This window comes from Pseudonocardia zijingensis, from assembly GCF_042657305.1.
In the GTDB taxonomy this organism is placed as follows: domain Bacteria; phylum Actinomycetota; class Actinomycetes; order Mycobacteriales; family Pseudonocardiaceae; genus Pseudonocardia; species Pseudonocardia zijingensis.
This window is the reverse complement of record NZ_JBHSKO010000004.1, coordinates 118115-144105: the sequence shown is the minus strand read 5'-3', so window position 1 is coordinate 144105 and position 25991 is coordinate 118115. Positions and strand designations below refer to the sequence as shown.

The 25991-nt window shown below is 74.1% G+C and carries 29 protein-coding genes; 18 read left to right on the top strand and 11 right to left on the bottom strand.

Features of this window, described 5'->3' with window-relative positions; all coding sequences use genetic code 11:
- Nucleotides 1–27: 27 nt before the first annotated feature.
- Nucleotides 28–333: a hypothetical protein gene (locus ACFPL3_RS10590; protein ID WP_343944499.1), complete on the bottom strand. Its 306-nt coding sequence runs from the start codon at nt 331–333 to the stop codon at nt 28–30.
- A 68-nt stretch (nt 334–401) separates the two neighbouring features.
- Here ACFPL3_RS10590 and ACFPL3_RS10585 point away from each other — a divergent pair, with 68 nt between their 5' ends.
- From ACFPL3_RS10585 to ACFPL3_RS10560, 6 genes are all read left to right on the top strand, one after another.
- Nucleotides 402–878: a cupin domain-containing protein gene (locus ACFPL3_RS10585; RefSeq protein WP_343944500.1), complete on the top strand. Its 477-nt coding sequence runs from the start codon at nt 402–404 to the stop codon at nt 876–878.
- Between the two features lie 163 nt (nt 879–1041).
- Nucleotides 1042–2205 (top strand): four-carbon acid sugar kinase family protein, encoded by a 1164-nt coding sequence (locus tag ACFPL3_RS10580; RefSeq protein WP_379588837.1) that lies wholly within the window; start codon nt 1042–1044, stop codon nt 2203–2205.
- A complete protein-coding gene (gene pdxA, locus ACFPL3_RS10575) occupies nt 2202–3215 on the top strand; it encodes a 4-hydroxythreonine-4-phosphate dehydrogenase PdxA (RefSeq protein ID WP_343944512.1) in 1014 nt (337 codons plus the stop codon). Before ACFPL3_RS10580 ends, pdxA begins: the two co-directional genes overlap by 4 nt.
- A gap of 7 nt (nt 3216–3222) precedes the next feature.
- Entirely contained in the window at nt 3223–4017 is a 795-nt protein-coding gene (locus tag ACFPL3_RS10570; protein ID WP_343944513.1) for a DeoR/GlpR family DNA-binding transcription regulator, read from the top strand.
- Between the two features lie 74 nt (nt 4018–4091).
- Nucleotides 4092–5501, top strand: coding sequence for a selenium-binding protein SBP56-related protein (locus ACFPL3_RS10565; protein WP_343944514.1), 1410 nt, complete (start codon nt 4092–4094; stop codon nt 5499–5501).
- A gap of 55 nt (nt 5502–5556) precedes the next feature.
- The gene (locus ACFPL3_RS10560; protein WP_343944515.1) at nt 5557–6396 is read left to right on the top strand and encodes a class I SAM-dependent methyltransferase; all 840 of its coding nucleotides are present in this window, start codon (nt 5557–5559) and stop codon (nt 6394–6396) included.
- Nucleotides 6397–6544: 148 nt separating this feature from the next.
- Here the strand turns inward: ACFPL3_RS10560 and ACFPL3_RS10555 are convergent, their stop codons facing one another.
- The 7 genes from ACFPL3_RS10555 to ACFPL3_RS10525 form a co-directional block, all read right to left on the bottom strand.
- Nucleotides 6545–7219, bottom strand: a complete 675-nt coding sequence (locus tag ACFPL3_RS10555) for a FadR/GntR family transcriptional regulator (RefSeq protein ID WP_343944516.1) — start codon at nt 7217–7219, stop codon at nt 6545–6547.
- Nucleotides 7219–8538, bottom strand: coding sequence for an alpha-L-fucosidase (locus ACFPL3_RS10550; protein ID WP_343944517.1), 1320 nt, complete (start codon nt 8536–8538; stop codon nt 7219–7221). The genes ACFPL3_RS10555 and ACFPL3_RS10550 overlap by 1 nt, the downstream gene beginning before the upstream one ends.
- A gap of 17 nt (nt 8539–8555) precedes the next feature.
- Nucleotides 8556–9389, bottom strand: coding sequence for a carbohydrate ABC transporter permease (locus ACFPL3_RS10545; RefSeq protein ID WP_343944518.1), 834 nt, complete (start codon nt 9387–9389; stop codon nt 8556–8558).
- Nucleotides 9382–10311: a carbohydrate ABC transporter permease gene (locus ACFPL3_RS10540; protein WP_343944519.1), complete on the bottom strand. Its 930-nt coding sequence runs from the start codon at nt 10309–10311 to the stop codon at nt 9382–9384. Before ACFPL3_RS10540 ends, ACFPL3_RS10545 begins: the two co-directional genes overlap by 8 nt.
- Nucleotides 10312–10318: 7 nt before the next feature.
- Nucleotides 10319–11578 carry an ABC transporter substrate-binding protein gene (locus tag ACFPL3_RS10535; RefSeq protein ID WP_343944520.1) on the bottom strand — a complete coding sequence of 420 codons (1260 nt, stop codon included), beginning with the start codon at nt 11576–11578 and terminating at the stop codon, nt 10319–10321.
- Between the two features lie 97 nt (nt 11579–11675).
- Nucleotides 11676–11939, bottom strand: a complete 264-nt coding sequence (locus ACFPL3_RS10530) for a hypothetical protein (RefSeq protein WP_343944521.1) — start codon at nt 11937–11939, stop codon at nt 11676–11678.
- A complete protein-coding gene (locus tag ACFPL3_RS10525; protein WP_343944522.1) occupies nt 11936–12793 on the bottom strand; it encodes a phytanoyl-CoA dioxygenase family protein in 858 nt (285 codons plus the stop codon). Before ACFPL3_RS10525 ends, ACFPL3_RS10530 begins: the two co-directional genes overlap by 4 nt.
- A 109-nt stretch (nt 12794–12902) precedes the next feature.
- Here ACFPL3_RS10525 and ACFPL3_RS10520 point away from each other — a divergent pair, with 109 nt between their 5' ends.
- The 8 genes from ACFPL3_RS10520 (at nt 12903) to ACFPL3_RS10485 (ending at nt 19829) form a co-directional block, all read left to right on the top strand.
- Nucleotides 12903–13676: an AraC family transcriptional regulator gene (locus ACFPL3_RS10520; RefSeq protein WP_343944523.1), complete on the top strand. Its 774-nt coding sequence runs from the start codon at nt 12903–12905 to the stop codon at nt 13674–13676.
- A 50-nt stretch (nt 13677–13726) separates the two neighbouring features.
- Nucleotides 13727–15238 carry a sensor histidine kinase gene (locus ACFPL3_RS10515; RefSeq protein WP_343944524.1) on the top strand — a complete coding sequence of 504 codons (1512 nt, stop codon included), beginning with the start codon at nt 13727–13729 and terminating at the stop codon, nt 15236–15238.
- Nucleotides 15229–15876, top strand: coding sequence for a response regulator transcription factor (locus ACFPL3_RS10510; RefSeq protein ID WP_343944525.1), 648 nt, complete (start codon nt 15229–15231; stop codon nt 15874–15876). Before ACFPL3_RS10515 ends, ACFPL3_RS10510 begins: the two co-directional genes overlap by 10 nt.
- Before the next feature lie 100 nt (nt 15877–15976).
- On the top strand, nt 15977–17344 hold the full coding sequence (locus tag ACFPL3_RS10505; RefSeq protein WP_379588831.1) for a hypothetical protein: 1368 nt from the start codon (nt 15977–15979) through the stop codon (nt 17342–17344).
- Nucleotides 17341–17748, top strand: coding sequence for a hypothetical protein (locus ACFPL3_RS10500; RefSeq protein ID WP_343946997.1), 408 nt, complete (start codon nt 17341–17343; stop codon nt 17746–17748). Before ACFPL3_RS10505 ends, ACFPL3_RS10500 begins: the two co-directional genes overlap by 4 nt.
- Nucleotides 17745–18821 carry a hypothetical protein gene (locus ACFPL3_RS10495; protein ID WP_343946998.1) on the top strand — a complete coding sequence of 359 codons (1077 nt, stop codon included), beginning with the start codon at nt 17745–17747 and terminating at the stop codon, nt 18819–18821. The genes ACFPL3_RS10500 and ACFPL3_RS10495 overlap by 4 nt, the downstream gene beginning before the upstream one ends.
- A complete protein-coding gene (locus ACFPL3_RS10490) occupies nt 18822–19415 on the top strand; it encodes a hypothetical protein (protein ID WP_343946999.1) in 594 nt (197 codons plus the stop codon).
- Between the two features lie 165 nt (nt 19416–19580).
- Nucleotides 19581–19829: a hypothetical protein gene (locus ACFPL3_RS10485; RefSeq protein WP_343947000.1), complete on the top strand. Its 249-nt coding sequence runs from the start codon at nt 19581–19583 to the stop codon at nt 19827–19829.
- A 6-nt stretch (nt 19830–19835) separates the two neighbouring features.
- Here the strand turns inward: ACFPL3_RS10485 and ACFPL3_RS10480 are convergent, their stop codons facing one another.
- Together ACFPL3_RS10480 and ACFPL3_RS10475 are read right to left on the bottom strand one after the other, a co-directional pair.
- Nucleotides 19836–20384: an NADPH-dependent FMN reductase gene (locus ACFPL3_RS10480; RefSeq protein WP_343947001.1), complete on the bottom strand. Its 549-nt coding sequence runs from the start codon at nt 20382–20384 to the stop codon at nt 19836–19838.
- Between the two features lie 2 nt (nt 20385–20386).
- Entirely contained in the window at nt 20387–20935 is a 549-nt protein-coding gene (locus ACFPL3_RS10475) for a YceI family protein (RefSeq protein ID WP_343947002.1), read from the bottom strand.
- A 113-nt stretch (nt 20936–21048) separates the two neighbouring features.
- Between ACFPL3_RS10475 and ACFPL3_RS10470 the strand changes: the two genes are divergently transcribed.
- Nucleotides 21049–21681, top strand: a complete 633-nt coding sequence (locus tag ACFPL3_RS10470) for a TetR/AcrR family transcriptional regulator (RefSeq protein ID WP_343947003.1) — start codon at nt 21049–21051, stop codon at nt 21679–21681.
- Here the strand turns inward: ACFPL3_RS10470 and ACFPL3_RS10465 are convergent, their stop codons facing one another.
- Nucleotides 21682–22254 carry a TetR/AcrR family transcriptional regulator gene (locus ACFPL3_RS10465; RefSeq protein WP_343947004.1) on the bottom strand — a complete coding sequence of 191 codons (573 nt, stop codon included), beginning with the start codon at nt 22252–22254 and terminating at the stop codon, nt 21682–21684. It abuts the gene before it with no gap.
- A gap of 75 nt (nt 22255–22329) precedes the next feature.
- Between ACFPL3_RS10465 and ACFPL3_RS10460 the strand changes: the two genes are divergently transcribed.
- The 3 genes from ACFPL3_RS10460 (at nt 22330) to ACFPL3_RS10450 (ending at nt 25965) form a co-directional block, all read left to right on the top strand.
- A complete protein-coding gene (locus ACFPL3_RS10460) occupies nt 22330–24090 on the top strand; it encodes an ABC transporter ATP-binding protein (protein ID WP_343947005.1) in 1761 nt (586 codons plus the stop codon).
- 139 nt (nt 24091–24229) lie between these two features.
- The gene (locus ACFPL3_RS10455) at nt 24230–25528 is read left to right on the top strand and encodes a phosphodiester glycosidase family protein (RefSeq protein WP_343947006.1); all 1299 of its coding nucleotides are present in this window, start codon (nt 24230–24232) and stop codon (nt 25526–25528) included.
- Complete coding sequence (locus ACFPL3_RS10450; protein WP_343947007.1) at nt 25525–25965, top strand: hypothetical protein; 441 nt, start codon at nt 25525–25527, stop codon at nt 25963–25965. Before ACFPL3_RS10455 ends, ACFPL3_RS10450 begins: the two co-directional genes overlap by 4 nt.
- Nucleotides 25966–25991 lie beyond the last annotated feature (26 nt).

Here is a 25991-nt window from a genome sequence, read left to right as displayed (position 1 = left end):
GATGACGACCCGCGCGGGCGGCCGAACTCATCGGCGGCGCCGCCCGCCGATCCGGTCCACCGCCTCCTTGGCTTCCCGCAACCCCGCGCCCGTCTCCTCGCGGTAGGCCCTGATCGCCTGGATCGTCTTCCCCTGGTCCAGCAGGGCCACGACCCGTTCGACGTGCGGCTCGGGCACCTCGACGCCGAGCTCCTCGACCAGCGCGTCCACCTTGCGCTCGACGTGCGCCAGCCGCCGCAGCTGCCTGCGCTCGCTCTCCCTGCGGGCCGCCAGGTCGGCGGTGACCAGCACGATGACGGCGGCGAGCACGATCCCGACGAGCGCGTAGTCCACGCAGCCGGAGCGTAGGGGCCCGCTCGCCGGCCGATTGACGCGCCCGGATCGGCGTGGATGATCGGACGATGACCGGCGACGAGATCGTGCTCGGCCCGCTGCCCAAGGGCATCACCCGCGCGAAGGAGGGGATGCGCAAGAGGGTGTGGAACGTGCTCGGCCACACCTACTGGATGAAGGCCGGCAGCGAGTCCAGCTTCGCGTTCGAGACCTTCGACCCGCCCGGCACCGGGGTGCCCCCGCACGTGCACCCCACCCAGGACGAGCACATCTACGTGCTGGAAGGCGTGTTCACGCTCTACCTGGACGGCGAGTGGACCACAGCAGGCCCCGGCGACACCGTGCTCATGCCGCGCAACCTGCCCCACGCGTACTACAACCGCAGCGAGGGCCCCACCCGCGGGCTGTTCTGGGTGAGCCCGGCCGGGCGGCTCGCCGCGCTGTTCGACCAGCTGCACGACCTCACCGACCCGGACGAGGTGGTGCGGCGCTCGGCCGAGCACGACGTCCACTTCCTGCCCCCCGGCTCGGTGGAAGGCGCGTAAGGCGCCCGGGGACCCCGCCCTCGTATGCCAGCAAGGTGGCTTTACTGGCGTAATGCGCCAGCATGGCCACCTTGCTGGCATACGGGGCGGCGGGGCGCGTGCGCAGTTCGCGCAATTCGGGGGAGCGCTCGCGCGAATCGCGCATGTGGCGCATGATGGGTCGGTGCCGAGGCCGACCGAGCTGTTCGTCATCGCCGACGACCTGTCCGGCGCCGCCGAGACCGCGGCTGCGCTGGCGCGCCCCGGCGACGCGGCGCGCGTCGTGCTCGGCGGTGGCGGGCGTCCGCTGCGCTCCGCCCCCGGCCTCACGGTGGTGGACCTCGACAGCCGCACCGCCACGCCCGCGGCCGCGGCCGCCGCGGTCCGCGCCGCTCTCGCCGCGGCGCCCGCGGGGGCCCGGATCCTCGAGAAGATCGACTCGCTGCTGCGGGGCAACCTGGCCGCCGAGATCGGTGCGCTGTCCGACGCCCACCCGGTCGTGCTCGCCCCCGCCCTCCCGGTGGCCGGGCGCACGGTCGTGGACGGGGTCGTGCACCTGTCCGGCGTCGCGCTGCACCACACCGACGCGTGGCGGATGGAGCGCCGAGCGGCGCCGCCGAGCGTGGCCGCAGCCCTCGCGCCGGTGCGCACCACCGTGCTCGGCCTCGACGGGGTCCGCGGCAACACGGCCGCCGCGTTGGCGGCGGCCCTGGAACGCGCGCCCGTCGTGATCTGCGACGCCGAGACCGACGCCGACCTGGACGCCGTGGCGGCCGCCGCGCTCGCCCACCCCGACGTGGCGCTCGCCGGGTCGGGCGGGTTCGCCGCCGCCGTCGGCCGAACCGCCCCCGTGAGTGGGAACGGGTGCTCGGACACCCGTATCCGCTCACGACCCCCGTCGGTGCTGGTCGTGGTCGGGTCGGCGGCGGACATCGCCGCCCGGCAGGTGGAGCGGCTGCTCGCCGACGGCGCCCGGGATATCCGGCTCCCGGTGGCGGGGGAGACCCTCGCCCCGGGGGTCACCGTCCTGCGCCCCGCCGCAGGCGTCGGGGCCGACCCGCGCGCCGTGGTGGCCGAGCTCGCTCGCGCCGTCACCGCCCTCGACCCCGGCCCCGACGGCGCCGACCTCGTGCTCACCGGCGGGGAGACCGCCCGCCGCGTGCTCGACGAGCTCGGGATCGACGACCTCGAACCGCTCGGTCAGATCGGGCACGGCGCCGTCCGCAGCCGCACCCCTGACGGGCGCCACGTCGTCACCCGGCCCGGGAGCTTCGGCGGGGTCGACTCCCTGCGCGACATCGTCGCCGCGCTGCAGCCACCCACGCACCAGGACAGGAAGGCACCATGACCGCATCGAACGACCCCCGGCCCCTCGTCGCCGTCACGATGGGCGACGGCGCCGGCGTGGGCCCGGAGGTCATCGTCCCCGCCGTCGTGCACCCCGACACGCTCGCCCGTTGCCGCCCTGTCGTGATCGGCGACGCGGCCCGGCTGCGGCAGGCGGCCGGGATCGTCGGGCGCGACGTCGAGATCGTCACGGTCGACTCGCCCGCCGCGGCCGAGTTCGACGGCGACCGGATCAACGTGATCGACCTCGGCCTGCTCCCGGCCGACCTGCCGTGGGGCGCCGTCTCCCCGGTCGCGGGCGAGGCCGCCTACCAGTACATCCGGGCGGCGGCGGAGCTCGCCGTGGCGGGTGAGGTGCAGGGGATCTGCACGGCACCGCTCAACAAGGAGGCGTTGCACGCCGCCGGGCACCGCTTCCCCGGCCACACGGAGCTCCTGGCCCACCTCACCGGCACCGAGGAGGTGTCGATGATGCTGTCCACGCCGAAGGTCAAGGTCGTGCACGTCACCACGCACATCGGCTTGATCGACGCGGTCGCGCGGATCGAGCCGGGACTCGTCGAGCGCACGGTGCGGCGCGGGCACGAGGCGCTGGTGCGCTCCGGGGTGGCCGAGCCGAAGATCGGCGTGTGCGGCATCAACCCGCACGCCGGGGAGAACGGCCTGTTCGGCCACGGTGAGGAGGAGGAGAAGATCGTGCCGGCGCTGCAGGTGCTGCAGGCCGACGGCATCGACGCCCGCGGCCCGCTGCCCGCCGACACCGCGTTCTTCCTCGCCGGGCGCGGCGACTACGACCTGATCGTCGCGATGTACCACGACCAGGGCCACGCCCCGGTCAAGGTGCTGGGCATCGAGGCGGGCGTCAACATCACGGTGGGGCTGCCGGTCATCCGCACCTCGGTCGACCACGGCACGGCGTTCGACATCGCGGGCACGGGCGCCGCCGACCCCCGCAGCATGGTCGAGGCGCTGCGCCAGGCCGCCGAGCTGTCGTCCCGGCCGGCCGCCTGACGCGCCGATGGCCGAGCGCGGATCGCGGCGGCGGCGCGCCGAGATCGTCCGGCTCGCCACGACCTCCGGCCTGGCGAGCGTCGACGAGCTGTCGCGCACGTTCGGCGTCACCGCCTCGACGATCCGGCGCGATCTCGCCGTCCTGACCGCCGAGGGCAGGCTCGCCCGCACCTACGGCGGCGCCATGGCGCTCACCGCCCACCCCGAGTCGCCGCTGCGGCAGCGGGTCGGCGAGGCGTTCGCCGCGAAGCGGGCGATCGCGCGGGCGGCGGCCGCGCTGGTGCGGCCGGGCGAGACCGTGCTGCTCGACGCCGGCTCCACGGTGGGGGCACTCGCCCACGAGCTGCGGTCGTGCCCCGGTCTCACGGCTGTGGTCGTCGGCGTCACCGCGCTGCAGGAGCTCGGCGACGCCGACGGGATCACCGTCCACTGCCTGGGCGGCACGCTGCGGCCCGTGAGCGGCGGCTTCGTCGGCCCGCTCGCCGAGGCGTCCCTCGAACGGCTGACGTTCGACCGTGCGTTCCTCGGGGCCGACGGCGTCACGACCGACGGGTTGTGCGAGGCCGACCTCGCCCAGACCCGGCTGAAGGAGCTCATGGCCCGGCGGGCCGGTGCCGTCCACGTGCTCGCCCACGGGGCCAAGCTGGGCCGCCGCCCGTTCCACGCCTGGGCGCGGCTGGAGGGCGGCTGGACGCTGATCACGGACGCGTCCGCGGACCCGGCGTACGTCGGGCGGCTCCGCGCGGCGGGGATCGCGGTGGTGGTGGCCGACGGTGCCGAACGGGTCGTGCCGTTCGCCTGACCCGGCGCCCAACCGGTCGTTGTGCGGTGGTGGCCCCGGTGCTACGCAGGCTCGGAGGGCGAGAGGAGGTCACCATGACCGAGCCGATCATCGACCCCACCTTCTACCGATCCGCCGCCGACGCAGCCGCTGCGCCACCCGAGGAGCTCGCCTACGTCGTGGCGTTCGACCGGGCCGCGGAGAAGCACGACGCCATGACCGTCGTCGACGTGAACCCGCGGTCCGACCGCTACGGGCAGCTCGTCGGCTGGACGGACCTGCCGGGCGTCGGCCACGAGCTGCACCACTTCGGCTGGAACGCGTGCTCGAGCGCGCTGGCGCACGAGGGTCACGACCAGCACGACCTTTCGCGCCGGTACCTGCTCGTGCCCGGCCTGCGCTCGTCGGACATCCACGTGCTCGACACCCAGCCCGATCCCCGGTCGCCGCGGGTGGTCCGCACGATCAGCGGCAAGGACCTGTCGGACAAGGCGGGCTACTCACGCCCGCACACCATGCACTGCGGGCCCGACGGGGTGTTCCTGACCTGCCTCGGCGGTCCGGAGGACGACGCCGACGGCCCCGGCGGCATCGCGCTGCTCGATCACTCGACGTTCGACGTCGTCCGTGCCTGGGAGACCGACCGCGGCCCGCAGCACTTCGCCTACGACGCCTGGTGGCACCTCAACCGGAACGTCCTGATCTCGAGCGAGTGGGGCAGCCCGTCGATGATCGAGGACGGCGTCGTGCCCGAGCTGCTGCTCGGCGGGAAGTACGGCCACGCGCTGCACTTCTGGGACCTCGCCGAGGGCAGGCACCGCCAGCGCGTCGACCTGGGCCCGCAGCACCAGATGGTGCTGGAGGTCCGTCCCTCCCACGACCCGGAGGCCACCTGGGGTTTCGTCGGAGTGGTGATCTCCACCGAGGACCTGTCGGGTTCCATCTGGGGGTGGTTCCACGACGGCGACGAGTGGAAGGTCGAGAAGGTCGTCACCGTGCCCGCCGAACCCGCCGACCCGGACCGGTTGCCGCCCGCGCTCAAGCCCTTCGGCGCGGTGCCGCCGCTCATCACCGACATCGACCTCTCGGTCGACGACCGCTTCCTCTACGTCTCCTGCTGGGGCACGGGGGAGATGAAGCAGTTCGACGTGACGGACCCGGCACAGCCGAGGGAGACCGGGTCGGTTCGGCTCGGCGGGATCGTCGACCGGGCCCCGCACCCCGCCCGGCCCGACCTGCCCCTCGCGGGCGGCCCGCAGATGGTGGAGGTGAGCCGCGACGGGCGGGGCGTGTACTTCACCAACTCGCTCTACGGCGCGTGGGACGACCAGTTCTACCCCGACGGCGTGGGGGCGTGGATGGCCAAGCTCGACGCCGGACCGGGGGGTGGCGTCGCCGTGGACGAGGACTTCTTCCCGCACGGGGACGACTTCCGCGGCCTGCGGCCCCACCAGATCCGGCTGCAGGGCGGCGACGCGTCCTCGGACTCGTACTGCTACCGCTGATCGACACCGGAAACCCCGGTGCGCCACCGTGCGCGCCGGGGGATGATCGCCCGTCGTGCGCGGGGAGCGGAGGGCGATGGTCGGGCGGGAACTCGGCCGGGTGTTCGACGAGGTGCCGGAGCTCTACGACCGGGTCCGCCCGGGCTACCCGGACGAGTTGTTCGCCGACCTCGCCGCCGTCGGCGGCATCGACGGCCGGTCGTCGGTGCTCGAGGTCGGCTGCGGCACCGGTCAGGCGACGGTCCCGCTGGCCGCGCTCGCGTCCGCGGTGACCGCCGTCGAGCCGGGTCCGGGGATGGCCGCGCTCGCCCGCAGGCGGGTCGCCGCCCTCGGCAACGTCGGCGTCGGCAAGGTCGACGTCGAGCTCGCGACGTTCGAGGACTGGGACGACCGGGGCCGGCGCTTCGACGCCCTCGTCGCGGCGACGTCGTGGCACTGGGTCGACCCGGCGGTGCGCTGGCGGCGGGCCCACGAGGTGCTCCGGCCCGACGGCCGGCTGGCGGTGCTCGGCCACGTCGTGGTCCGCAGGCCGGGGGAGCCGGAGGCGTACGCCGAGACCGCCGACCTGCACGAGCGCTTCGCCCCGGGCAACCCCGGCTGGGGACATCCCCCGCTGGAGGACGAGGCGCGCGCCGGCGCCGACGGCTGGGGGTTGCCCGACGGCCCCGGCGACCTGTTCGGCCCGCCGGACGTGCGCTGGTACCCGGCTGTCCAGTGGTTCGACGGGGCGGGCTTCGCGGACCTGCTCCGCTCGCTCTCGCTGTACCGCGAGCTCGACCCGGACGTCCGCGAGCCGCTCTTGGAGGCGATCGCCGAGCGGATCCGCACGGAGCTGGGCGACCGGATTGCACGCCGCTACTTGGCGGTCCTGCGGGTGGCCCGGCGCACCGGATGAGGTCCAGGCCGTACCGCTGGTGCGTCACGTGATGTGCCCGCCTTCCCTCGGCCCCGAGGTTCAGGAAAGCCACATTCCAGCCCTGTAGGGCCCTGAATGTGGCTTTCCTGAACTCTTGGGCGCCCCGTCGACCCCGCGCGGCCTCCTCTCAGGCGGTCGCCCGCTGCAGCCACTCCGCCACGCCGTCGATGTGCACGGTGGCCTGGGCGGCCGCGAGGGTGGCGTCGCCGCGCGCCAGCGCGTCGATGATGAGGCGGTGCTCGGTGAGGCTGCGCTGCGTCGACCCCTCCTGGGACAGGCCGCGCCAGATCCGGGCGCGCAGGGTGCTGCTGGAGAGCGTCTCGAGCAGGCTCGTGAGGTAGCTGTTGCCCGCGAACTCGGCGATGCGCCGGTGGAACACCTGGTCGTGCGCCACGAGCTCGTCCACGGTGGGCCGGTCGCCCAGCGCGGAGAGCAGTCCGCGCAGCTCGTCGACGTCGGGGGGTGTGACGCGGGCGGTGGCGAGCGCGACCGCGGCGGGTTCCAGGATCCGGCGCACCTCGAACAGCTCCAGCAGCGACGAGTCCTGGTGGATGTCCACCACGAAGGACATGGCGTCGAGCAGGGTGTCGGGGGTGAGGCTGGTGACGTAGGTGCCGTCACCGCGCCGGACGTCGAGCACCCGGATGATCTCCAGGGCCTTGACGGCCTCGCGCAGCGAGCTGCGGGACAGGCCGAGCGCCTCGGACAGCTCCTTCTCCGGCGGCAGCCGGTCCCCGGGCCCCAGCTCGCCGGCGCGGATCATCTCCTTGATCTTGAGGATCGCCTCGTCCGTGACGGCCATCAGCGGACGGGGAACCCGACGGCCACCGGCGCGTTCCGGTGCGGCACCTCCACGGCGACGCCCGCCTGTTCGGCGCGGGCCTCGACGGGGGTGCCGTCGGCGAGCGCGGCCGAGGAGAGCTCGAGGCGGGCGGCGCGGGCCGGCAGGACGACCGTTCCCGACGCGTCGACGACGGCCCAGGCGCGCTCGCCGGTGCGGGTCCAGCGCACCCACGGCGCGTCGGACGGGTCCGCGACGGCGGTGTCGAGCGGGCGGGAGCCGTGCACGACGCCGCCGTGCACCGCCATCCACGCGGCCAGCTCCTCCAGGGTGCGGCGCTGGCCGTCCGGGATCGCGCCGCTCGCGGTGGGGCCGACGTTGAGCAGCAGGTTCCCGCCGCGGGAGACCACGTCGACGAGGTGGCGCACCAGCTGGGGTCCGCTCATCAGGTGCCGGGAGTCCTCGACCCGGTTGTAGCCGAACGAGAGCCCGATCCCGCGGTTGTTCTCCCATGCGGGAGCGGTCTCGGCCTCACGGCTGTGCTGGTACTCGCTGGTGCGGTAGTCCCAGTGGGTGTCGCCCCAGCGGTCGTTGACGACGCCGTCGGGCACTGTGGCGTAGAAGTGCCGGAACAGTTCGGCGAGCCCGAGCGGGCCGTCGTGCTTGCCCGCGTCGGGCCACTCGATGTCGTTCCAGAGCACGTCGGGCCGGTACCGGTCGACGAGGTCGCGGACGTGCAGGTAGGCGTAGGCGGCGTACGCCGCGTCGACGGGACGCTGCGCGCGCACGCCGGCGAACGTGTCGATCACCGGCAGGTGCGGGGTGACGCTCCAGTCGAGCCCACCTGAGTAGTACACGCCGAACCGCATCCCGGCCTCGCGCACGGCGCTCGCGAGGTCGCCGATCAGGTCGCGGCGCGGACCGCGGTGCACGGTGTTGCGGGTGGCGGTGCCCGGCGCGTCCCAGAGGGCGATGCCGTCGTGGTGCTTGGTGGTGGGCACGACGTAGCGGGCCCCGGCCCGGGCGAACAGCGCACACCAGGCGTGCGGGTCGAACTCCTCGGCCTTCCAGGCGTCGAGGAAGTCGTCGTACGGCGCGTCCCCGTGGGCGCTGCGGTGGTGCTCGCGCGCGGGGCCGTCGTCGAACCTGATCGTGTTCCAGTACCACTCGGCGTAGGCGTTGTGGCGGAACCACGTGTGCTCGTCGACGGCACCGAGCTCGCCCGTCGGCTCCGCCCAGGCGGGCACCGAGTAGGCGCCCCAGTGGACGAAGATCCCGAACTTGGCGTCGGCGTACCAGTCCGGCAGCGGGCGCTCGAGCCGGCTCCAGTCGACGGTCAAGGGGTCCTCCCGGGATGTCACCGGCCACCGAGGCCGGACAGGGCGATGCCGCGCACGAGGTGGCGCTGCAGCAGCACGACCATGGCGACGGTGGGCAGCATCGAGATCGCCGCCGCCGCCATCAGCAGGTGCCACTGGTTGCCGTTCTGGGACAGGAACAGGTTGAGCCCGAGCGGCACGGTCGACATGTCGCGGCTGTTCACGACGATCAGCGGCCACAGGAAGCTGTTCCAGTAGTTGATGAACGTGAACACCGCCAGCACGGCGACGGCGGGCCGCGCGATGGGCACGACCAGCTGCAGGAGGATGCGGATCCGGCTCGCGCCGTCGATCGTGGCGGCCTCCTCGAGCTCGCGCGGGATCGAGAGGAAGAACTGGCGCAGCAGGAACGTCCCGAACGCGGTGAACGCCCACGGCAGGATCAGCGCGGCGTAGCTGTCCACCCAGCCGAACTGCTGCATGAGGATGAACATCGGGACCACCGTGACCTCCTGCGGCACCATCAGCGTGCCCAGGTACAGCAGGAAGATCCGGTCGCGGAAGCGGAAGCGCAGCCGCGCGAACGCGTAGGCCGACAGCACCGACGTCACGCACACCACGACCGTGCCCGCCACCGCGACGTACAGGCCGTTGATCATGAACCGGCCGAAGGGCAGGTAGCTCCACGCCTCGGCGAAGTTGGACCAGCGGATCTCCGACCCGACGAGCCCGCTGCCCGCGCCGAACACCTCGGCGGGCGGCTTCAGCGCGGTGGCGATCATCCAGACGAACGGCAGGAGGAACAGCAGGAGGACCGCGGTGAGCAGCGTCTGCGACAGCAGGCCGCGGGGGGTGGTCCGGGGCCTAGTCATAGTGCACCCACCGCTTCTGGCCGAGGAACTGGAGCGCCGTGACCAGCATGATGATCATGAAGAGGAACCAGCCGATCGTGGCCGCGGTGCCCAGGTCGAACTGCTGGAAGCCCTCCTTGTAGAGGTGCAGCACCATCGTCTCCGTCGTGACGCCCGGACCGCCCGCCGTGAGGGCGTAGGGCTGCACGAACACCTGGAACGACGTGATCAGCGTCATGATCATCGCGAAGAACATCGACGGCGAGAGCATCGGCAGCGTGACGCTGAAGAACCGGCGCAGCGGCCCGGCCCCGTCGATCGAGGCCGCCTCGTGCAGGCTCTGCGGGATCGCGTCGAGCCCGGCGGAGAAGACCAGCATGTTGTAGCCGAACCCCTGCCAGACCGACATGAGGATCACCGCGGCCATCGCCCAGCGGTTGTCGCCGAGGAAGTTGGGCGACGGCACGCCGAACACGGCCTGGAACCCCTGGTCGATCGGGCCGCCCGGCTGGTAGAGCAGTCGCCACACCAGCGCGTTCGCGATCATCGGCGTGACCGTGGGGATGAAGAACAGCAGCCGGTAGATCCCGCGCCCGCGGATCCGCGGTGAGATCCACAGCGCCAGCCCGAGCGACACGACGATGTTGAGCGGCACGTAGACCACCACGAACACCAGCGTGTTGAGCATGACCCGGTGGAAGATCGGGTCGGTCAGCAGCTCGGCGACGTTGTCCAGCCCGACGAACCGCCGCCGCCCGAGCACCGGCCAGGCGAAGAAGCTGATCACCAGCGACCCGACGAGCGGGATCAGCGTGAACAGCAGGAACCCGCTCGTGCTCGGGGCGAGGAAGCCCAGCGCGGCGCGGCCGTCGCCGCGGTGGCGGCCCTCGCCGGGCGGGGCGGCGGGCTTCGGCGTGGGCGGCGCGGAAACCGTCGTGGTCACGGTGGCGTCACCCCGCCTGCTGCTGCACCGAGTTCAGGAAGTCCGGCACGCTCTGCTGGCCGTTCACCGCCTCCACGCCGTACTGCTGGAACAGCTGCGAGACCTGCGTGTAGTTCTCGGTGGACGGCGCGGGCACGCCGTTCGCGATCGCTGCCTGCAGGCCCTCGCGCGCGCCGGCGAGCTTCGGGCTGAACCACGACTCCTGCTGGGCCGTGCGCGCCGGGAAGGCCCGGCCCTGCTCGGCGAGGTACTGCAGCGCCTCGGGGCCGGTGAGCACCGCGATCGCCTGCAGCGCCTTGTCCGGGTCGGGGCAGGTCTGCGAGATGCCGAACCCGGATCCGGCCACCTGGCTGTGGGAACCGGACGGGCCGGCCGGGATCGGGGCCACACCCACCTCGAACGGCGCCTGGTCCACCACGTTGACCAGCTGCCACGGCCCGTCGACGACCATCGCGGCGTCGCCTGCGATGAACGAGTTCAGTGCGGGCGTGGGGTCGTTGGTGGCGGCCACCTGGGGCGCGACGCCCGACTTCGAGACCAGGTCGGCGTACCACTGGACGGCCTTGGCGAAGCCCTCCTGGGTGAGGTCGAGCCCGCCTTCCGCGTTGACCGGCGAGGTGCCCTCCAGCGAGAGCGCCCACGGGATCACGCTGTCGATCGTGGGGTACACGGCGAAGCCGTGCTTCCCGCCGCTGGTGAGGCTCTGGGCCGCGGCGAGGAAGTCGTCGACCGTCCAGTCGGTGGTCGGCACCGGCACGCCCGCCTCGCGGAAGCGGTCGGCGTTGTAGAACATGATCAACGGCCCGAAGTCGTACGGCACGGCGAGCTGCTCGCCGTCCACCTGCAGCGCCTGCCAGATCGACGGGTCGAAGTCGGCGGCGTCGATCCCGGCGCCGGCCAGCATGTCGTCGAGCGGCACGAGCAGCTCGCTGATGCTCGGCGCGCGGTAGGACTGCACGCCGAGGATGCAGCCCGCGTCACCGCCGCTGGCCTGCGCAACGAGCTTGGTCCAGTAGTCGTTGAAGCTGCTGGTCTGGAACTCGAGGGCGAGGTCGGGGTGGCGCTGCGTGACCATCTCGGACAGGTGGTTCCACGCGTCCACCTCGGCGGTGGATCCGCTCCACATGTTCCATACCATCGTGGTGCGGCCGTCGGCCGTGGTGCTGCCCCCGCCGTCGCCACCGGAGCCGCATGCGGCCACTGTCAGAGCGAGGGTGGCGGCCGCAGCCGCCGCGAGCGCGCGCTTCCGAATCGTCTTGACCGTCATGGTGCTCCTCGACGATGAGTGAGACATCCGATGTTCACGCAACTTTCGCGTGCTTCGTCCCGCGCGTCAAGGGAAAATGCCGATCAAAGGTCCGATGTCAGGCGAGCTTCTCGAAGAAGAACTCGTGCTTGAGGAACGAGACGTCGTACTCGTGGCCCGGCTGCGGCGGGAGGAGCTGCGAGGCCTGGAAGAGCCGCCAGCCGTCCTTCAGCGCGTCGAGCCCGGTCTCGTACGGGGGGAGGTCGCTGTCGCCGGTGGTCGGGGTGGACCCGCCGGTGCCGTCGTAGCTCGACCAGCCCACGACCTTCGCGTCGAGTGCGGACGAGGCGAGGTAGAGCACCAGTACCTGCTGGCGGGTCATGCGGTCTCCCTGGGGGCGGGGGCGTGCGGGTTGAGGCTGTGGGCCGCGACGACGCGCGTGGGGCGGTTCGTCACGCGGGTGACCCAGTAGTCCGGGTCGTAGCTGTCGTCGCCGATGAGCGCGCGCCACAGCCGGACGCGGTTGTAGATCTCCAGCCGGCCGGTGGCGTGCTCGTACCAGGGGAACAGCGTGCGCAGCTCCGCCGCGACGGCCTCGTCGTAGAGGTCGTCGGTGTTCCACAGCCGCAGCTGCCGCACCGTCGGGTTGAAGCGGATCTTGAACATGTAGCGGTCGACGTCGCTGTCGTTGCGCCGCCCGCCGTGCCAGATGCCGTGGTGCAGGAAGAGCACGGTGCCCGCGGGGCAGACGAGGCGGGTCTGGCCGAGCAGGTTCTGGTAGCGGCCGGTGTCGGACTCGTTGGTGCGGCGCAGGTGGCTGCCGGGCACCGCCAGGGTGCCGCCCATCTCGAGGGTGACCTCCTGCGGGTAGTACATGAGCTGCACGTCGAACGCGTCGGGCCGCACGTCGATGATCGCGTCGCCGTGCAGGTTCTGGGCCTCGCCCTCGTGGGCCCTGCGGATGTGCACGGCGTGGTGGTCGACGGCTGGGTCCGGGCCCACGAAGCTGTGGATCGCCCCGGCGATCTCGGGCAGCTGCACGAGCCGCTGCGCGAACGAGCCGGCGGCGAACGTCTGTGACAGCGGCGTGCCGTAGGGCACCGCCGGGATGCCGGTGCGGAGCACGTCGATCGCCTCGGCGTTCATGTCCGGCGGCACGACACCGTCGATCCGGTGCGAGCCGTGGGCGACGAACCGGGCCATCTGCACGGACGTCAGCAGGTGCTTGCGATGCACGAATCCCCCTCGCGCGAGGTGTGGGCCGAGTGGTTCCTGCGCACCGAGGCTAGGTCGTGGCGGGCCTCAGCGCGTGGGCTGAGAACGACACTGGTGGTAATTTCTCACCATGGCCGGGGAGCGCGTGGCGTTGCACCTCGCCCGGCCGCCGCACGTGGCGAACGCCGGTGTCGGGGTCCACGGCGTGCGCAGCCTGCACGACGTCTTCCGGCTGCCCGACCTGTGGCAGCTGCACCTCTACGGCTACTCCGCCACCCTCACGATCGGCGGCGGCACCCACTCCGTCGCGCCCGGCTGGGTGAGCTTCGTGCCGGCCGGGGTCGAGGTCCGGTTCGACTACACCGGGCGTTCCGAGCACCTGTTCGTCCACTTCCGGCCCGACGGGTCCGGTGAACCGCACGCGGTGCCCGTGGTGCGGGACGCAGGCCCGGCCGCGGCCGGGCTCTCCGACCTCCTGCGCGCGGCGATCTCCGCCTCGCCGGGCGGCTCGCCGCGCACCACCGCCGAGGTGTGGACTGCGCTGTGGCGGATCGCGCAGCTCCCCGAGCCCGCCGCGGGCCGAACCCACCACACGGCCGTGGAGACCGCGATCGCCTACATCGAGGCCAACCTCGCGCGCCCCCTGCCCGTGCCCGACGTCGCGCGGGTGGCCGGGGTGTCGCACAACCACCTCACGCGCCTCTTCCGCGCCGAGACCGGGCTGCCCGTGGTGGCGTGGATCCGGCAGCGGCGGATGGCCAGGGCCCGCCACCTGCTCACGGCCACCACGATGTCGATCCCCGCCGTCGCCGCCTCCGTGGGCATCACCGACCTCCAGGCGTTCAACAAGGCCTGCCGCCGCGAGCTGGGGGCGTCCCCGCGCGCGGTGCGGGCGGGCGCCTGACCCGCGGCCGGGCGGCTACGCTCGGTGTGCGCCGTGGAGGGGAGGCCGTCGTGAGCGATCTCGTGCTCGCAGCGGGGTTCCTCGCGATGGCCGCCGTCGCGTGGCGCAGGCACCCGCGCGGCCGGGTCGGGCCGCTCGCAGCGGTCGTCGGTGTGCTCGTGCTGCTGGAGCCGGTCCCCGGTCCCTGGCAGCTGCTCCCGCTCGCCTGGACCGCCGTGCTGATCCACCTGGTGGCGGCCCTCCCCAGCGGGAAGGTGGGGGCGCCCGCCGTGCGCGTGGCCGTCGCGCTGGGCTACGTCAACGCGATCCTCAGCGCGGCGTTGCCGCTGCCCGGACCGGTCGGCAAGGAGGCGGGCACGCTCGGGGCCCTGCTGGTCGGGGCGGTCGTCACGGGCATGCAGTGGATGCGGTGGCAGCGCACCAGTGTGCCGGGCCGCCGCTCTCTCACACCGGTGCTCGCCGCCACGATGGTCATGCTGGTGGTGCTGTTCACCGCCAACCCGCTGTGGACGCCCGAGGAGTCGCTGCTCGACCTGGGCGCGCTCGAGGGTGGGCTGGTGGCCGTGCCGGTGGCGTACCTCGCCGCGGAGCTGCGCAGGCGGATCGAGCGCGGTGCCGTGGCCGACCTGGTGGTACAGCTGGGCAGCGCGCCGGAGCCCGCGGGCCTGCAGGCGGCGCTGGCGAAGGCGCTGCACGACCCGACGCTCACGCTGGGCCACTGGTCGCCGGAGTCCGGGCAGTACCTCGACGCCGGCGGGCGCCCGGTCGCGTCGGCCGGAGCGGGCCGGGTGGCCACCCGGGTGGACCGCGGCGGCGAGCCCGTCGCGCTGCTGGTGCACGACCCCGCGCTGCTCGACGAGCCCCGGCTGATCGAGGCGGCCTGCACCGCGGCCGCCCTGGCCCTGCAGAACGAGCGGCTCACCGCCGACCTGCGGGCGCGGCTGGCGCAGCTCGCCGAGTCGCGCAGGCACGTCGTGCAGGCCGCCGAGGCCGAGCGGCGGCGCCTCGAACGCGACCTGCACGACGGCGTGCAGCAGCGCCTGCTCGCGATCCCGATGACCCTGAGCGTCGCCGAGAGCGCGCTCGCACCCGGCGCCGAGCGGGCGCGGGCGCTCATCGCCGAGGCGAAGGACCAGTCGCTGGCGGTGCTGGACGAGCTGCGGGCGCTGTCGCAGGGCATCCACCCCACGATCCTCACGGAGCGCGGTCTGGAGGGCGCGGTGCTCGAGCTGACGGCGGTGGCCCCGGTGCCGGTGCGGGTCGCGGTGGAGCTGCCGGACGCGCTCTCGGCCGAGATCGAGACCACGGCCTACTACGTGGTGGCCGAGGCGCTGGCCAACACCACCAAGCACGCCGACGCCACCGGCGCCGAGGTCCGGGTGGCGCAGGAGGGCGAGCGGCTCGTGGTGGAGATCGTCGACGACGGCCGCGGTGGCGCCGACCCCGACGGTTCCGGGCTGCGCGGGCTCGCCGTCCGGGCCGTGGACAACGGGGGAACGCTGCAGGTCACCAGCCCGCCCGGGCGGGGCACGGTGGTGCGGGCGGAGCTGCCGTGCGGGTAGTGCTCGCCGAGGACAACGTCCTGCTCCGGGAGGGCCTGGTCCGGCTGCTCGCCGAGGCCGGGCTCGAGGTGCTCTCCGGTGTGGAGGACGCCACCGCCCTGCTCGCCGACGTGGGCAGGCACCGGCCGGACGTGGCGATCGTCGACATCCGGCTGCCGCCGACCCGCACCGACGAGGGCCTGCGCGCCGCCCGGGAGATCCGCAGGCGCCATCCGGGCACGGGCGTGCTGGTGCTGTCGCAGTACGTGCGGGTGAGCTACACCGTCGAGCTGCTCGACGGGGGTGCGAACGGCGTCGGCTACCTGCTGAAGGACCGCGTCACGAACATCGCAGAGTTCACCGAGTCGGTGCGCAGGGTCGGGGGCGGCGGGTCGGCGTTCGACCCCGTCGTGATCAACCAGCTCGTGCAGCGGCGCGCCGGTGACGACGACCCGCTGCACGTGCTCAGCGAGCGGGAGCGGGCCGTGCTCGCGCTGATGGCCGAGGGACGCACGAACCAGGCCATCGCCGAGCGCCTGGCCATCGCCGAGCGCACCGTCGAGAAGCACTGCACGAGCATCTTCACGAAGCTGGGCCTCACCGCGAGCCCGGACGACCACCGCCGCGTGCTCGCGGTGCTGCGCTACCTCAACGCCTGAGCGGGGTGCGGATAGCCGCACCCCGCCGGCGCGGCTGACCGTCCCGCCGGTGCGTGGCGGCTCGCTGTCGGTGATCGCGCACCCGCAGCAGGGTGGGGGCGTGAGATCGATCCGCCACGGGCTGCTCGTCGTGGCCGCCGTGGCCGTCGCGATGCTGGGAGGCGCGGCGCCCGCGTTCGCGCACGGCGGCGTCGTCGGCCAGGACCTGCGGGTGGCCGCCTCGCTCGGCGAGCGCGAGCTGACCCTGATCATCCGGCGGGTGGGCGCGGTGCCGGGCCCGCTGCGCGTCGACGTCGTGAACCACGCGGGCAGCCCGGGCGGTTCGCTCACGGTGGCCGTGGCGCCGCGGAACGCCGTGCCGGGCGCCCCGGTCGAGCTGCCCGTGCCCGGCGGCGGCGGCTCCGCGGGCGTCGACCTGCACGTCGACCGCGCCGGGCCGTGGGAGCTGCGGGTGGACGACGGCCGGGAGACCGCGCGCTTCCCCTTCGTGGTGCCCGCGGCGGTGACCCCGCTGCCGGAGCGCGTGGTGACGGGCGGCTACGCCACCGCGGGCGCACTGCTGATCGCCGCGCTGGGCGCGGCGGCGTTCGGCAGGCGGTCGTGGCCTGCGCCGGTGCTCGGGGGCGGCGCCGGGGCCGCCGTCGTGGTGGCGGTGACCGCGGGCCTGCTCGCGCCGCAGCTGCCTGCCCCCGAGGTCGACCCGGCGACCGGCCTCCCACTCACCACCCGCCCCGGGACGGCCGCGATGGCGCCACCCCACGTCGGCCTGCTGGCCGCCGCGGCGCCGGTCGCGGGGGAGCGGTCGCCGATCGACCTGCGGCTCGTCGACGGCGGCACCGGGCGGCCCGTCGACGACCTCGTGGTGCACCACGACGCGCTCCTGCACCTGGTGGTGCTGGGGCCGGGCGGCCAGTTCGCGCACCTGCACCCCGTGCGGACGGGGCCGGGCGAGTACCGGGTGTGGTTCCGGCCCGCATCGGGCGGTGAGCACCGGCTCCACGCCGAGCTGGAGCGCCGGGGCGGGGGAGTGCAGCTGGCGAGCGCCACCGTCCGCGCCGACGGACCCGTCGCCGCCGAGCCCGTGCCGGCCGGGGTGGGCGAGCGGGACGCGGGCGGGATGACCGCGCGGATCACGGCGTCCAGCCTGGTGGCGGGGGAGCCCTCCGTGCTCACCGCGGAGTTCGGCGTGGACGGGCGGCCGGTGCGGGACCTGCAGCCATGGCTGGGCATGGCCGGGCACCTGATCACCGCCGGGCCCGGCGGCACCGTCGGGCACGTCCACGCGATGCCCGACCCCACCGCCGCGGCGCCGGACGAGACCGTCGCGACCGGCGGCCCCCGGGTCGAGTTCGTCTACACCTTCCCGACGCCCGGCCGGCACCGCCTGTGGTTCCAGGTCGAGCGTGGCTACCGGATCGTCACGGTGCCGGTCGAGGTCGACGTGGCGGCGCCGGAGGTGGGCTCGTGACCGCGCAAGGGCGCCTCGCCGCCGGGCTCGTGGCCCTGGCGGTGGTCGCCGTGCTGGCGCTGCTCCTGTGGCCGCGCGCGGCCGCGCCCGTGGTGGTGGCGGGCCAGGCGGGGCCGCACCACGTGCAGCTGGCGCTCGACACACCGGCCGTCGGCGTCCACGACCTCGCACTGGACGTCACCGGGCCCGTCGACCGGCTGGTCGTCGCCCCGGTGATGGTCGAGATGGGGCACGCGAGCGCACCCGTGACCGCGACCCCCGCGGCGCCCGGCCGGTTCGAGGCCGCGGGCGTCGAGTTCTTCATGCCGGGCCGGTGGGACGTCACCGTCACCGTGCACGGCCCCGACGGGAGCGACGACGTCGTCCTCCCGGTGCTCATCGCTCCGAGAGGAAGAGAACCATGATCGAAACGGGCGTGCTCGCCCGCCCCTGGATCCCCGCGTGGATCCTGCTGGCAGGCACGGCATCGACGCTGTTCGGGCTGGCCTGGGACCTGCAATGGCACGGCGACGTGGGGCCCGACACCTTCTACACGCTGCCCCACCTGTTCATCTACGCGGGCACGGCGATCTCGGGGCTGGTCAGCCTCGCGGTCGTGCTCGCGGCCACCGGCGCCACGCGGTCGGGCCGGCGCGTCGACCCGGCGGTCGGCGGGCGCCGGGTGGCGGTGTTCGGCGTGTTCCAGGCCCCCGTCGGCTACCTCGTCTCCGGCGTCGGCGCGGCGTCGTTCCTGCTGTACGGGCTGTGGGACGAGTGGTGGCACGGCCTCTACGGGTTCGACGCCGTGATCGCCTCGCCCCCGCACGTCGGGCTGCTCACCTCGGCGATGCTCGTGATGATCGGCTCCGTGGTCACGTGCGCCGCGGCAGGCGGGCGCCCGTGGGCCGCGCCCGCGCTCGTCACGAGCGTCGCCACCCTGCTCGGCTTCTCGATGGTCGTGCTCGTCGCGCTCCCCGAGGTCGACGTCGTGGACGAGCGCACGGTGGTGGTGGCCCTGCTGTCGATGGCGACCCTCGCCTGCGTCGCGTCGTACTCCGGCGGCCTGCGCGCCGTGCTCGCCACCGCGGGCACGCTCCTCGCGGTGCAGGTCACGCTCGCGCTCTTCAGCCCGTGGGCGACCCGGCTGTACGCGGCGGCCGAGGGCCTGCCGCTGCGGGACTACACCGACGGCACGCCGCGCATGTCGCTGCTCATGCCCGCCACGCTCCTGCTCGGTGCCGCCGCACTGGCCGTCGCCACGGCGCTGTCGCGCCGGTCGGCGTACCCGTGGGGCGGCGCTCTGGGCGGAGCCGCGCTCGCCGCCACCTTCCCGTGGCAGCCGGTCCTGGTCGGGACCGCCGCGGCACCGTCCGCCGTCGAGGTCGTGGTGACGGTCGCGGTCGGGGCGCTGCTCGGCGCGGCCGGCGGGCTGGTCGGGGAGCGCCTCGGCGCCGCGCTACGCCTGCTCACCCCCGCGCGCACGGCGGAGGTGGTCTGAGTGCGCCGCACCGCCCCCACCCGCACCGCACTCGCCCTCGTCGTGCTCGGCACGGTGCTCGGGCTCGCCGCCCCGGCCCACGCCGGCCCTGCGCAGGCACCCGCCCAGAGCTACGCGCCCGTCGAGGTCGTGCACCAGGAACGCCTCACCGTCGGCCCCTACGAGCTGACCGTCGGGTTCAGCGAGTGGCCCCTGCGCGCCCGGCAGTCACTCGACTTCACCTTCGAGCCGGACGGCGGCATCGACCGGGTGGACGGCACCCTCGTCGCCGTCTCCCCGACCGGCGTCGAGGAGGACCTGCGCCGCCCACCCGGCGTCCACGGGATCCCGCGCCACCCCCGCCAACCCGACGTCTGGGGCCTCGACGTCCTCGCGCTCGACGAACCCGGCGACTGGGCCTTCACCTTCGGGCTCACCGGTGCCGCCGGCACGGGCACCGCCACGCTCACCCTCCCCGTCCTCGAACAACCCGGCCCGCCGCTGGGGCTGAGCTGGCTGGTGAGCGGGGTGCCGCTGATCGTCATCCTCGGGGTGCTCGCGGCAGCCGTTCGGCGGGGTGGACGCCGTGCCTCCCCCGAGCAGGTGGCGCGGTAGCCGCCGACCGGGTGAAACAAGCCACCGCAGCGACGCGGTTCGTAATGGCACCCCCTGATCGGGCGATGGCAGGAGAGGGGGACGGATCACGAGTGGGGCTCGCGGCACGTCTCCCGATACCGACCGCCGCACGGCGGCCGGCTCCGCTCGGGGGAAGGACGACGCATGACCGCAGCCGGTCCACCAGGATCCGGGATCACCGGATTCCTGCGACCGCACACCCTGGCGTGGGGAGCGCTGTGGTTCGTCGTGGTCGTCGTCTTCACCGCGGGGGTGGGGGTCATCCAGGCCGCGGGGGAGGCCGGGGAGATGCCGCCGCTCACCTCCGCCGCCGAGCCCGTCATCCGCTCCGTCGACCCCCCGAGCTCCGCCCCCGAACCCCCGCGGCTCGTCGACGTCGACAACCCCGGCTGAGACCGCTCAGCCCGTGAGCCCCAACGGCCGGCTCGCCTGCCGCACCAGCCGGTCCACCGCCCGGGCGAGCACGGCGGCCTGCTCCGGGTCGGCCAGCCCGCCGCCTTCGGCGAACGCGGTCTCGGCCGACCCGACGGGCAGCTCGTCGTCGAGGACGTCGGCACCGGCCGTGCGCAGCACCTTGCGCAGCTCGGCCTGCGCCCACACCGCACCGAAGAGGCCCGTGGACGCGCCGACCACCAGCGCCGGGCGGCCGCGCAGCGCGTTGTCCGGGTACGGGCGGGACGCCCAGTCGAGCGCGTTCTTCAGCTGGCCGGGCACCGAGCCGTTGTACTCGGGGGTTGCGAACAGCAGCCCGTCCGCTCCCGCGATCGCCGACCGCAGCCGCTGCACCGGCGCCGTGGCGCCCTCGTCGTCGACGTAGGGCGGGATCTCCGCCAGCCCGTCGAACACCTGCAGGCGCACCGAGGACGGCAGCGCGCCCGCGGCGGCCTCCAGCAGCCTCCGGTTGTGGGAGCCGCGGCGCAGGCTCCCGGACACACCGAGGAGCAGCATGCTCAGGCCTCCTCCACCACTTCGAGGTGCGCGGTGAGCTGCACCTCGTTGCCGAGCGCCTCGCCACCCGCCGGCAGCGGGGCCTGCCAGTCGAGCCCGAAGTCGCGGCGGTCGACGGTGGCGGTGAGCTCGAACGCGCCGCGCCGCCGCCCGTCCAGCGCCACGACGGGCGTGCGGTAGGTCCCGGTGACCGGCACCTGCCGGGTGACGCTGCGGATGGTGAGCGCGGCGTCGAGGGTGACGGTGCCGTCGTCGTGCAGGGCGACGTCGTCCGCGGAGACCGTGATCGTCGGGTGGTTGCCCGCGTCGAAGAAGTCGGCGCCGAAGACGACGTGGTCGCGGAACTCGCGCGGGCTGCGGATCGACACCGACTCCACGGGTGCCGAGCCCTCGAGCCGCACGGCGGCGTCGTCGCTCACGAAGCGCGCCGAGACGTCCTCGAAGGTGGCGCGGAACAGCGAGACCCCCATGTGCCGCACCGCGAACTCGACCGACGAGTGGATCGGGTCGACCGCGTAGGTCCCGGCGAACGGCAGGGTGCTTGTCGTCATGGTCATCCTCCAGAACTGGAACTTTCTCCGTTTCGGTGGATCACGTTAAGCGGAAGATTCTCCGATTGCAAGGCCGCTGGGGTACCGTGACGAGCCGAACAGGAGGGAGGGCGATGGCCACCACGGCGCAGAAGCGCACCCCGCTGCCGGTGCTCGGTCAGCCACCGCCCGAGCGGGCCGACGCCGCGCGCAACCGGCGCGCGATCCTCGCCGCCGCCCACGCGATCGTCGCCGAGCAGGGCGTCGATGCGCTCACGATGGACCGGGTGGCCGCTGCCGCCGGGGTCGGGGTGGGCACCGTCTACCGCCGGTTCGGCGACCTGGGCGGGCTCGCCTTCGCCCTGCTCGACGACGGGGAGCAGGAGTTCCAGCAGGCCTACCTGTTCGGGCCGCCGCCGCTCGGCCCGGGCGCACCGGCCGCCGACCGGATCCGCGCGTTCCTGCGCGCCACCGTCGACCGCATGGAGACCGCGGGGCAGCTGCACGCGCTGGCCGACACCGGCACCGCCACGGCCCGGTACGAGAGCGGCGCCTACCGCACGGCCCGCGCGCACCTCGCCCGGCTGCTGGGGGAGGTCGGTCGCCACGACGCCGCGTACTGCGCCGACGTCCTGCTCGCGCCCGTGTCCGCGAGCCTGCTCGTGCACCAGCGGCGCGACCTCGGCTACTCCACCGCGCGCATCAAGGCGGGCCTGGACGGGCTGCTCGACGCGCTGCTCGCGTCCAGCGGGTGCCCGGGCCGCTGATCAGGCGGCGACGGCCTTGCGCAGGGTGCGCAGGCACAGCGCCAGCGCGTCGTGCTCGGGCACACCGCTGTCGCGGGCGTGCATCCAGGCGCCGTAGAGCAGCGACCACAGTACCGACTGCACCCACTCGGGCGTGAGCTCCGGGTCGATCGTGCCCTCGGCGCGCCCGCGCTCGACGAGCCGCAGCAGCGCCCGGTCGGGCTCGGCCTCGGCCTGCCAGGCGGGGTCGGTGAACAGGTGCGGCTCGTTCAGCGTGAGCAGCAGGCCGTCGCCGAGGGCGAAGTAGGCCTGGCAGAGCCGGTCGAGCGCGGCCAGCGCGGGCCCCGTCTCGGGCTGTGCGCGGTCGGTGGCCGCCGCGATGCGTTCCAGCAGGTCGTTGCTGATGCCGGTGAGCAGGTCGGCCCGTTCGGGGAAGTAGCGGTGCATCGTGGTGCGACCGACGCCTGCCGCGGCCGCCACCTCGGCGAGGGAGGCGTTCGAGTGCTGGGACAGCACCCGGACGGCCGCGTCGAGGATGGCGCGCCGCGTGCGGGCGCGGGTGCCGCTCTCCGCGATGGCGGGGTCGTCGACCACGTCGGGAAGAGTAGCAACTGCACCAGAACGGGACCGAGTTGACGAAAACGGAACAGTGATGTTCCACTCTGTGTCATGAGTACTCCCGCGCCGGTCTCCGGGCCGGGCCTCCTCCGGTCGTACGCCCGGCCGCACCTGCGCACGCTCGCGATCGGGCTCGTACTGGCCCTCGCCGGGTCGGCGACGAGCCTGGCCACCCCGCTCGTCACCAAGTGGGTGCTCGACTCCCTCGGCGCGCCCACGTCCCTCGCCGCCCCGATCGGCGCGCTGCTCGCGCTCCTCGTGCTCGGCGCGGTGATCTGGATCGGGCAGTGGACGCTCCTGGGCACGCTGGGGGAGCGGGTCGTGCTGGAGGCCAGGGAGTCGATGGTCCGCAGGTTCCTGCGCGCCACGGTGCCCGGGCTCACCCGACGACCCACCGGCGAGCTGGTCACGCGGGTCACGTCCGACACCGTGCTGCTGCGCGAGGCCGTCTCGGCGAGCATCGTCGGGCTCGTCAACGGGGTGGTGATGCTCGTCGGCACCCTCGTCCTGATGGCGGTGCTCGACCTCGTGCTGCTCGGCACCACGATCGCGGCCGTCGTGGTCGTGATCGTGCTCTTCGCGGTGCTCATGCCGGGCATCGCGACGGCGCAGGAACGCACGCAGGAGCACGTCGGGCGGCTGGGCGGCGCGCTGGAGACCGCGCTGCGGGCGATCCGCACCGTCAAGGCGAGCCGCGCCGAGGACCGCCTCGCCGCGGGCGTGCTGGGGCACGCCCGGGAGGCGATGCGCCACGGCGTGCGCGGGGTCCGCCGGGAGGCCGTGGCGTGGACGATCTCGTGGTCGGGCATCCAGCTCGCGATCATCGTGATCCTCGGCGTCGGAGCCTGGCGGGTGGGGCTCGGGCTGCTGGAGGTCTCCACCCTCATCGCGTTCCTGCTCTACGCGTTCGGCCTGATGGAGCCGATCATGGACCTCAGCCAGAACCTCACCGCGCTGCAGGCCGGGATCGCCGCCGCCAAGCGGATCCACCAGGTCCAGGAGCTGGAGCTGGAGCCCGCCGCCTGCGCCGCACCGGATGGGGAGCCCGCCGAGCGCGCGACCACCGGCACCGCACTCGAGCTGCGGGGCGTCACCGCCGCGTACGGGCCGGGCCGGGCGCCCGCCGTCCGCGCCGTCGACCTGGCGATCCCCGCCCGCGGCCACACCGCGATCGTCGGCCCCTCCGGTGCAGGCAAGACCACGCTGTTCGCGCTGCTCCTGCGCTTCCTGGAGCCCCAGGAGGGCGAGATCCTGCTGGCCGGGCGCCCGTACCGGGAGCAGACGCCCGCCGAGGTGCGCGCCCGTCTCGCCTACGTGGAGCAGGAGACACCGGTCGTGCCCGGGTCGGTGAGCGACAACCTGCGCTTCACCCACCCCGACGCCACCGACGACGAGCTGTGGGCGGCGCTGGAGCGGGTGCGGCTGCGCGAGGCGGTGGCAGCCCTCGACGGCGGTCTCGACGCGCCGCTCACCTCGTCGTCGCTCTCGGGCGGCCAGCGCCAGCGCATCGCGCTGGCCCGCGCGCTGGTGCGCACACCGGAGGTGCTCCTGCTGGACGAGGCCACCGCCCAGGTCGACGGGCTCACCGAGGCCGCCGTGCACGACGCGATCCGCGAGCAGGCCCGGATCGGGGCCGTCGTCACCGTGGCCCACCGGCTGTCCACCGTGGTCGACGCCGACACGATCGTCGTGGTGGACGGCGGCCGCGTGCGCGCCCGCGGCACCCACGACGAGCTGCTGACCCGCGACGACCTGTACCGCGCGCTCGTGGCGGCCCTGCGCGTGGACCGGCCCCTCGCGGCCGCCGGATGACCCTCCGGGTCCTCACCGGATCGGATGTCGTGCGGGACTCCTGAGGGTGAACCCGGCCGTGCCGTGCTGCCGCCGGTGCGGGCGTCCATGATCCCATCCGACCAGGTGTCGGGAACGGGTATCTGGGGGGTGACCTGCAATGTTGGCCGGGTTTCTCGCCGCGGTGCTCGTGCTCGGCACCGGTGCGGGTGAGCCGCCGCCCGGGCACGGGGCGGAGCGGGCGCTCGCCGAACTCGGCCAGGCGACCCGGCTCGGCTCCGGGGTGACCCACCGGCCGCTGCGCACCACCGCGGCCGCCGGGCAGGTGCTCGGCGACGTCATCGAGGTCGACCTCGCCGACCCCGCGGTGAGCGCCGGCCTCCTCCTGCCGCGCGCGATCGCCGCGCGCAGCACGGTGGCGGAGATGGCGGACGGCTCCGGTGCCACCGCCGCGATCAACGGCGACTTCTTCGACATCGACCACACCGGGGCCCCCGTCGGTCCCGCGGTGGCGGACGGCCGTCCGCTCAAGGCCGCGGTGCGGCCCGGCCGCCGGATGGGCCCGGCCGTGCCCGGAGCCGAGACCGACCACGTGTTCACCGTCGGCACCGACCGCGTGGCCCGCATCGACCGCCTGCGGCTCGAGGCGCGCGCGACCGGGCCGTCCGGCACGCTCGAGATCGACGCGCTCAACCAGTACGCCGTGCCGGTCGACGCGATCGGGATCTTCACCCCCGAGTGGGGCGACGTCGACCGGTCCCGCACGTTGTGCGGCACCGACGTCGACCGCACCGCGCCGTGCGCCGCCGACCAGGCGGAAGCGCTGGTCCGCGACGGCACCGTGGTGGAGGAGGGGAAGCCGCGCGGCGGGCGCCTCCCGGCCGGGGTACTGGCGCTGACGGGCCGGGAGAAGGGTGCCGTCGCGGTGCGCGAACTCGACGTCGGCGACGAGGTCGACGTCGACTACGCGCTCGTGCCGCGCAGCGGGCACGCGCCCGAGATCGCGGTCGGCGGCAGCCCGATCATGTTCGACGCCACCCCGGTGGCGGGCCTCGACGACCGTGAGCGGGCACCCCGCAGCGCCGTCGGAAACAGCGCCGACGGGCGCAGGCTGTGGCTGCTGACCCTCGACGGGCGCCAGTCCGACAGCGTCGGGGCGACGCTGTCCGAGCTCGCGCAGCTGCTGCGCGAGATGGGCGTGGACGACGCCGTCAACCTCGACGGCGGCGGCTCCTCCACGCTCGCCTTCCGCGATCCCGGCGCCACCGCCGTGTCGGTGGTCAACGACCCGTCGGGCCCCTCCGCGCGTCTCGTCCCCAACGGGATCGGGATCTACACCGGATCGAGCGATCTGGCCTCCAGCCCTGCCGGGTACGTGACGTTGACGAGGGTTGGAGGTGAACCAGGGTGTCCATGGAAGTGTCGGGGCGCATCGGAGTCGGCCGGTCCGTGGGGATGACGTGGCAGCGGACGCGGGCACGTCCGGACGACCGGCTGGCGCGGCTCGTGGAGGCGGCCGAGCACGACGCGGAGACGGCCGCGGCCCGCTACCGCGCCCTCAAGGAGGCGTCGAGCCCCGCGGCGACGCCCGAGGCGGACCGGCCGCCCCTGCCCAGCTGGCAGCAGATGCTGCTGTTCATCGTCTGCGGCGGCGTGCTCACCGGGCTGCTCCTCATCTGGTTGCTCGCCACCGCCTACCTCGGCCCGCTCGCGCTCCTCGCCCTCCCAGCCGGCGCCGGGATCGCGGCGGGCGTCATCGCGTGGCGCAAACGCCGCCCACGCCCGGCCGGTCCCCGCCGCCGCCCCGTGGTGGCCGACCTCGTGCGGGCGGCCCAGGAGATGCACGACGCGGAAGCGGCACTGGAACGGCTGCGCCAGGAGGCTGCCGACAAGTAGCACTGGACGGGGTATGGACACGATGC

Excerpts from the sequence above, each read along its gene's own strand:
- ACFPL3_RS10585 (WP_343944500.1), top strand. The coding sequence starts at position 402 with ATGACCGGCGACGAGATCGTGCTCGGCCCGCTGCCCAAGGGCATCACC.
- pdxA (WP_343944512.1), top strand. The coding sequence starts at position 2,202 with ATGACCGCATCGAACGACCCCCGGCCCCTCGTCGCCGTCACGATGGGC.
- ACFPL3_RS10570 (WP_343944513.1), top strand. The coding sequence starts at position 3,223 with ATGGCCGAGCGCGGATCGCGGCGGCGGCGCGCCGAGATCGTCCGGCTC.
- ACFPL3_RS10565 (WP_343944514.1), top strand. The coding sequence starts at position 4,092 with ATGACCGAGCCGATCATCGACCCCACCTTCTACCGATCCGCCGCCGAC.
- ACFPL3_RS10555 (WP_343944516.1), bottom strand. The coding sequence starts at position 7,219 with ATGGCCGTCACGGACGAGGCGATCCTCAAGATCAAGGAGATGATCCGC.
- ACFPL3_RS10545 (WP_343944518.1), bottom strand. The coding sequence starts at position 9,389 with ATGACTAGGCCCCGGACCACCCCCCGCGGCCTGCTGTCGCAGACGCTG.
- ACFPL3_RS10535 (WP_343944520.1), bottom strand. The coding sequence starts at position 11,578 with ATGACGGTCAAGACGATTCGGAAGCGCGCGCTCGCGGCGGCTGCGGCC.
- ACFPL3_RS10530 (WP_343944521.1), bottom strand. The coding sequence starts at position 11,939 with ATGACCCGCCAGCAGGTACTGGTGCTCTACCTCGCCTCGTCCGCACTC.
- ACFPL3_RS10520 (WP_343944523.1), top strand. The coding sequence starts at position 12,903 with ATGGCCGGGGAGCGCGTGGCGTTGCACCTCGCCCGGCCGCCGCACGTG.
- ACFPL3_RS10495 (WP_343946998.1), top strand. The coding sequence starts at position 17,745 with ATGATCGAAACGGGCGTGCTCGCCCGCCCCTGGATCCCCGCGTGGATC.
- ACFPL3_RS10485 (WP_343947000.1), top strand. The coding sequence starts at position 19,581 with ATGACCGCAGCCGGTCCACCAGGATCCGGGATCACCGGATTCCTGCGA.
- ACFPL3_RS10480 (WP_343947001.1), bottom strand. The coding sequence starts at position 20,384 with ATGCTGCTCCTCGGTGTGTCCGGGAGCCTGCGCCGCGGCTCCCACAAC.
- ACFPL3_RS10475 (WP_343947002.1), bottom strand. The coding sequence starts at position 20,935 with ATGACGACAAGCACCCTGCCGTTCGCCGGGACCTACGCGGTCGACCCG.
- ACFPL3_RS10470 (WP_343947003.1), top strand. The coding sequence starts at position 21,049 with ATGGCCACCACGGCGCAGAAGCGCACCCCGCTGCCGGTGCTCGGTCAG.
- ACFPL3_RS10460 (WP_343947005.1), top strand. The coding sequence starts at position 22,330 with ATGAGTACTCCCGCGCCGGTCTCCGGGCCGGGCCTCCTCCGGTCGTAC.
- ACFPL3_RS10455 (WP_343947006.1), top strand. The coding sequence starts at position 24,230 with ATGTTGGCCGGGTTTCTCGCCGCGGTGCTCGTGCTCGGCACCGGTGCG.
- ACFPL3_RS10450 (WP_343947007.1), top strand. The coding sequence starts at position 25,525 with ATGACGTGGCAGCGGACGCGGGCACGTCCGGACGACCGGCTGGCGCGG.